The sequence below is a fragment of the Bradyrhizobium sp. PRIMUS42 genome (assembly GCF_023006515.1).
GTDB lineage: Bacteria > Pseudomonadota > Alphaproteobacteria > Rhizobiales > Xanthobacteraceae > Bradyrhizobium.
The window spans coordinates 1-6,339 of sequence record NZ_JALBGZ010000372.1 but is presented as its reverse complement, the minus strand read 5'-3'; the positions used below and the strand labels follow the sequence as shown (position 1 = coordinate 6,339).

Genomic DNA, 6,339 nt, shown 5'->3' with positions numbered 1-6,339 from the left:
GGCGCATCCTGTCGATCGCGGCACTGAATTCCGCCGTGGTGGTGGTGCTGGTGGCGATGATCTGGAACGGCGCGCAGGTGCTGGGCTCGGCCTGGGGCGACGTGCGCCAGGTGCGCGAGTCCGACCGCATCCTGGCGCTGCTCGAAAGCGAGACCGGACGCCTGCACAATCTGATCCACCGCTACATCAACCAGCCGAGCCCGGACCTGTTCGCCGAGATCCTGCTGCTGCGCGAGGCGGTGCTGGGCACGCTGTCCAACCGCGCCGCCAAGGACCCGATGCTGTCCGGCTCGGTCGAGGAGCTGGAGCGCACCACCGACCGTTTCCTCAACGGCTTCGGCGAGCTGCGCAGCGTGCAGGCCACCATCGCGAAAACTTATGAGGAGCAGGTGCAGGGCCCGGCCAGGGACATGGCGGGCCTCTACTCCATCATCGAAGGCGCCACCGGCCATCGCGACGCGCTGATCTGGCCCTCGCTGGGGAAATCCCGCGAGGCCTTCACCGCGATGCTGGTGGCGGCCAATTCCTATTATCTGTCGCTGTCATCGGGCGCGGCCGACGACGCGCGGCGCAACACCGAGACGATCGAGAAGACCATCCCCGTGATGATCGATCTCGCCGACAACGACCTGCAGAAGATGGCCTTGCGGCGGCTTGGAGCCCGCACCGCCTCGCTGCGCGAGGGCTTTGCAAAGCTCTCCGAGCAGCTTGCGAGCCGCACCGAGCTGCTCCGCAACACCATCGACGCCAGCCAGGCCGAGGCGATCGGGGCCATCGACGATCTCTCGACCAAGATGCGCAAGCGCGAGCAGAAGGCGCAGGAGACGTTCGACCGCACGCTGGCCGCCATTTCCAGGCGGGTGCTCTCGATCGCGGTGGTCTTCCTCGGCATCATCCTCACCGCCGGCGTGATGATCGCGCTGTCGATCCGCCTGCCGCTGCAGCAGATCATGGCCGCGATGCGCGCGATCACGCTCGGCGACCTCGACCGCGAGGTGCAAGGCACCAAGGCACGTGACGAGGTCGGGGCCATGGCGCGCGCGGTCGAGGTGTTCCGAGAGAACGCGATCGCCAAGCGCCAGACCGAGGACGAGCTGCGCGCGTCCAAGGAGAAGGCCGAGAGCGCGCTGCTCGAGCTCAATGCCGCGCAGCAGAATCTGATCGACGCCGAACGGCTGGCGGCGCTCGGCGGCCTCGTTGCCGGCGTCGCGCACGAGGTCAACAACCCGATCGGCATCAGCCTGACCGTTGCCTCCAGCTTCGCCCGACGCACCGAAATCTTCGAAGCCCAGCTCAAGGGTGAGGGCGGCCTGCGCCGCTCGCAGCTGGAAGAGTTCGTGCAGTCCTCGCGCGACGCCTCCCAGCAGCTGGTCGCCAATCTCCAGCGCGCCGGCGAGCTGATCCAGTCGTTCAAGCAGGTCGCGGTGGACCGCTCCCATGCCGAGCGGCGGCAATTCTCGCTCAGCGAGGCCACCGACCAGATCATCGCCAGCCTGCGCCCGGTGCTGAAGCGCTCGCCGACCACGCTCCAAGTCGACGTGCCCGAGGGGCTGCTGCTCGACGGCTATCCGGGCTCCTATGGCCAGATCCTGACCAACCTGTTCCTCAACGCCGCCAACCACGCCTTCGCCGACGGGCGCGCCGGCACGATCACGATCTCGGCGCGGCCGCGCGGGGCCGACGACATCGAGCTCATCTTCACCGATGACGGGGCCGGCATGACCCCCGACGTGCAGCGCCAGGCCTTTGACCCTTTCTTTACCACCCGGCGCAATGAAGGCGGCACGGGACTTGGCCTGCATATCGTCTATAACCTCGTCACCCAGCAGCTCGGCGGGCGCATGATGCTGGAATCCAAGCTGGGACAAGGCACCACTTTTCGCATTATCATGCCCCGGGTCGCCAAGGGCGGCGCGCAAAGCACAGAAAGTGACGGGACTTCTCAATGGCCGAACAGGACGATGTCCTCCACCTGATCGACGATACCGGTACCGCGTCGGAGGATAGCAACGCCCGGAAATGGAAGATCGCCGTCATCGACGATGATCCGGCCGTGCATGACGGCACCCGTTTCGCGCTGTCCGACTACAGCCTCAACGGCCAGGGCCTCGAGATCCTCTCGGCCTATTCCGCGGCGGAAGGCCGCAAGCTGATGGCCGAGCACGGCGACATTGCCGCCGTGCTGCTCGACGTCATCATGGAGACCGACGTCGCCGGCCTCGAGCTGGTCGAGTTCATCCGCAACGAGATCCGGAACGAGACCGTGCGCATCATCCTGCGCACCGGACAGCCCGGCCAGGCGCCGGAGCGGCGCGTGATCGTGCAGTACGACATCAACGACTACAAGGCCAAGACCGAGCTGACCGCCGACAAGCTGTTCACCTCGCTGACCGCGGCGCTGCGCTCCTATCAGCAGCTCGAGCGCATGGTGCAGACGCGGCGCGGGCTCGAGATCATCATCGACGCGGCTTCCACGCTGTACGACTTCAAGTCGATGCAGCGGCTCGCCGAGGGCGTGCTGACCCAGCTTGCCTCGCTGCTCAACGTCGACTGCGCCGGTATACTGGTCTTGCGCGACAATGGCGGCATCGACCCCGAGCTCTCGGTGCTCGCCGGCAGCGGCTGCTACAGCCGCTTCATCGGCACCACCACGTCGAAGGCGCTCGATCCCGATCTGCGCTCGATGGTGGAGGCCGCGTTCCAGCGCCGCAAGAACGAATTCGCCGACCATCGCAGCGTGATCTATCTGCGCACCGGAAGCGGCCGTGAGGTGGTGGTGCTGCTGCAGGCCGAGCGCGAGCTGTCCGAGACCGACCGCTCGCTGGTCGAGATCTTCTCCTCCAGGCTCTCGATCGCGTTCGACAACGTCATCCTCTACCAGCAGCTCCAGGACGCCAACACGCAGCTGGAGGACCGCGTCGCCCAGCGCACCCGCGCCCTGATGCAGGCCAACCGCCGCCTCTCGGCGCAATGGCTGCGGCTGCAGCGCGCCAACGGCTTCAAGAACGAGATTTTGGGCACCGTCGCGCACGATCTGAAGAACCCGCTCGGCGTCATCCTCGGCCGCACCGAGATGCTGAAGGAGCTGATCTCGACCGGCGCGTCGGAAAGCGGCGTCGTCGCCCAGGTCGATCACATCCGCGACGCCACAAAGCGGCTGACCACGATGGTCGACCATCTGATCTCGGACGCGATGGCCGATGCTTTCGACATCACCATCCGCCGCGAACCGGTCGACGTCGCGGCCCTGGTCAAGGAGGTCGCCGAGGCCAACCAGCCGCTCGCCGTCAACAAGCAGCAGGCGATCAGCGTCACCGCGCCGGCCAACATCGTCACCATGTGCGACACCGACCGCATCCGCGAGGCGATCGACAATCTCATCAGCAACGCCATCAAATATTCGCCCATCGGCGGCAAGATCGACGTCGCCGTCAGCCACGAGGGCGGCGACACCGTCGTCCGCGTCAGCGACGAGGGCGCCGGCCTGTCCCCGGAGGATCTCGGCCGCCTGTTCGGCCGGTTCCAGCGGCTGTCGGCAAAACCGACCGCCGGCGAGAGCTCGACGGGACTTGGCCTGTCCATCGTCAAGCGTATCGTCGACATGCATGGCGGCGAGGTGACCGCCGACAGCGGCGGCCCCGGCAAGGGCTCGACCTTCACCATCACCCTCCCCGCGACCGAATTGCCGTGATCCAGAGACCATGACCCAAAGCCCGCACATCATGATCGTCGACGATGAAGCCCCGGCCCGGGAGATGGTCGGCGATTATCTCAAGATGCACGGCTTCACCGTGACGCTGTGCGACGGCGGCAAGTCGTTGCGCGCCGCGATCGACGGCAGCATGCCCGACCTCGTCGTGCTCGACCTCAACATGCCCGAGGAGGACGGCCTCTCGATCATCCGTGACCTCAAGAGCCGCATCAACGTGCCCGTCATCATGCTGACGGCGACCGCAAGCCCGATCGATCGTGTGGTGGGGCTCGAGCTCGGCGCCGACGACTACGTGGCAAAGCCCTGCGAGCTGCGCGAGCTGATGGCGCGCATCCGCTCGGTGCTGCGGCGGAGCGTGCCGGCCAAGGCGGCAGTGCCTGATGCGGCGGCGGCGAAATCCGACAAGGACCAGCTCGTGCGATTCGGCACCAAATGGCTCGATCTCGAAGCCCAGGCCCTGCGCGACGACGAGGGCAACGAGCATCCGTTGACGGCATCCGAGTTCGGACTGCTCAAGGTGTTCGCGGCCAATCCGAAGCGCGTGCTGTCGCGGGAGCGCCTGTTGGAATTGGCCAATGCGCGCGACGCCGAAGCCTTCGACCGCGCCGTCGATCTGCGCATCATGCGCATCCGGCGCAAGATCGAGCCCGATCCGGCCAAGCCCGCCGTGATCCGCACCATCCGCGGCGGCGGCTATCTGTTCTCGCCGGCGGGCGAGAAGGCGTAGGGCTAGCCACGGGCGAGGTGCCGTAGGGTGGGCAAAGCGGAGCGTGCCCACCAATCTCTCCATATTTGCGAAAGATCGTGGGCACAGCGCTTCGCGCCTTTGCCCCGCCCTACGAGATCGTCGTTTTGGCTACGCGCGCTCCCGGCGACGGTGGGTGCGGCGCGACCAAACGCAAGGCCCGGAAATTCGTTCCTACCTTGCCGAGACGCCGTCCCCCGTATTTTCCGTACATTGAAATTCCACGACTTTTTGCTCCGAATGTTTCGTCGCCCCGCGTCGGACGAAACAATTTGGCGGCGCACGAAACCATTTTCCCCTTTTCGTGCAGACGTCCCGAAACGTTGGCTCATTAACACTTTGGTCCAAGGAAACGCCGCTCGGTTGCGGCGCTACGGGGAGCCAAGTCAATGCGGAACGTCATCGCCATCAACGCCCAGGCCAGCCAGAGCATCATCGCCGCTCAGGCGACTTCGGACGACATGCTTCTCGAAAGCATTGCCGGCGGCAACCGGACGTCGATGCATATCCTTTATTGCCGGCATAATGTGCGGGTGTACCGCTTCATCCTGCGCATCGTGCGTGACGCCACCGCGGCGGAAGACCTCGTCAGCCAGGTGTTTTTGGACGTGTGGCGGACCGCCGGCCAATTCCAGGGCCGCTCGCAGGTTTCGACCTGGCTGCTCTCGATCGCCCGCTTCAAGGCCCTGACCGCGATGCGCCAGCGGCGCTTCGAGGACATCGACCAGGAAGACGTGCGCCAGATTCCCGACGATGCGGAGACGCCCGAGACATCGCTCGACCGCAGCGACACCAGCGCCATCCTGCGTGCCTGCGTGCAGAAGCTGTCGCCCGCACATCGCGAGATCATCAACCTCGTCTACTACCACGAGAAGTCGGTGGAGGAGGTCGGGCAGATCATCGGCATCCCCCAGAGCACCGTGAAGACGCGGATGTTCTATGCCCGCAAGCAGCTGGCCGAATTGCTTAAGGGCTGTGGCGTCGAGCGTTTCGCCGCCTGACGTCAACGATTTCAAAGGGATGGGCCCGATGTCGGGCGCTCTCCCGGACACGGAAGTGTTACCACCGACGAAACAATTGAAACAAAGCACAACATCAGGCGGAAAAACTTCCCCCCTATAAAGCGGCCATACGGTTTAGTTAAACCTCCCAAGAACTCCAGCGACCCGGACGGGATGCCCCCCTCCGGGTTGTTTTGTGTTTGGGCTGAGCGGTTGCCGCGGGCTCCCGCCTCTCCCGCTTGTGGGAGAGGCCGACGCACTCGCAGAGTGCGGCGGGTGAGGTTCTTTCCTCTGGGGGATTGCCCCGTCGAGGAGATACCCTCTCCCCGGCCCTCCCCCGCAAGCGGGGGAGGGAGCGCACTTCCCGCTCAGCTCGGAGCTGCGTCCCGCAGAACCAGCCCCCGTCACGAAGGCGTGACGCTGCGTAACGCGCCCTGCATCCATTCCGAACTGCCCTCGTGACCTCCTTCACGAGTGCGCCATGCTCGAACTTGTCTTCGCTCTCCTCGCCGGCATTCTCACCATCGCCGCGCCCTGCACGCTGCCGATGCTGCCGATCCTGCTTGGCGCCTCGATCGGCCGCGTGGGGCATCTGCGCCCTGCGATGATCGCGCTCGGCTTCGTCATCTCGTTCTCGGCGACCGCGCTGCTACTCGGAGCGATCACGCGGCTGTTCGATTTCGATCCGAACGTGCTGCGCGAGGCGGCCTCGATCCTGCTGCTCGGCTTCGGCCTGTTGATGCTGTGGCCGACGCCGTTCGAATGGCTGTCGATGCGGCTCAATGGCTGGCTCGATCTCGGCAATTCCAGCGCCGCGCAGCGCGAGGGCGCGCTCGGCGGGCTCATCCTCGGTACCACGCTCGGCCTGGTCTGGACGCCCT

Annotated in this window: 5 protein-coding genes; all 5 read left to right on the top strand. The window is 65.7% G+C overall.

All coding sequences use genetic code 11. The features are described from left to right. The coding region (locus tag MOV75_RS23755) for an ATP-binding protein (protein ID WP_246925763.1) at positions 1-1,976 on the top strand (1,976 nt) is incomplete at its 5' end. Continuing rightward, positions 1,946-3,691 carry a DUF3369 domain-containing protein gene (locus tag MOV75_RS23750; RefSeq protein WP_246925766.1) on the top strand — a complete coding sequence of 582 codons (1,746 nt, stop codon included), beginning with the start codon at positions 1,946-1,948 and terminating at the stop codon, positions 3,689-3,691. The genes MOV75_RS23755 and MOV75_RS23750, both read left to right, overlap by 31 nt. Before the next feature lie 10 nt (positions 3,692-3,701). Further along, on the top strand, positions 3,702-4,439 hold the full coding sequence (locus MOV75_RS23745) for a response regulator (protein WP_246925768.1): 738 nt from the start codon (positions 3,702-3,704) through the stop codon (positions 4,437-4,439). Between the two features lie 407 nt (positions 4,440-4,846). Further along, positions 4,847-5,458 (top strand): sigma-70 family RNA polymerase sigma factor, encoded by a 612-nt coding sequence (locus MOV75_RS23740; RefSeq protein ID WP_246925770.1) that lies wholly within the window; start codon positions 4,847-4,849, stop codon positions 5,456-5,458. A 481-nt stretch (positions 5,459-5,939) separates the two neighbouring features. Next, the coding region (locus MOV75_RS23735; RefSeq protein ID WP_309486963.1) for a cytochrome c biogenesis protein CcdA at positions 5,940-6,339 on the top strand (400 nt) is incomplete at its 3' end.

Excerpts from the sequence above, each read along its gene's own strand:
- MOV75_RS23750 (WP_246925766.1), top strand. The coding sequence starts at position 1,946 with ATGGCCGAACAGGACGATGTCCTCCACCTGATCGACGATACCGGTACC.
- MOV75_RS23745 (WP_246925768.1), top strand. The coding sequence starts at position 3,702 with ATGACCCAAAGCCCGCACATCATGATCGTCGACGATGAAGCCCCGGCC.
- MOV75_RS23740 (WP_246925770.1), top strand. The coding sequence starts at position 4,847 with ATGCGGAACGTCATCGCCATCAACGCCCAGGCCAGCCAGAGCATCATC.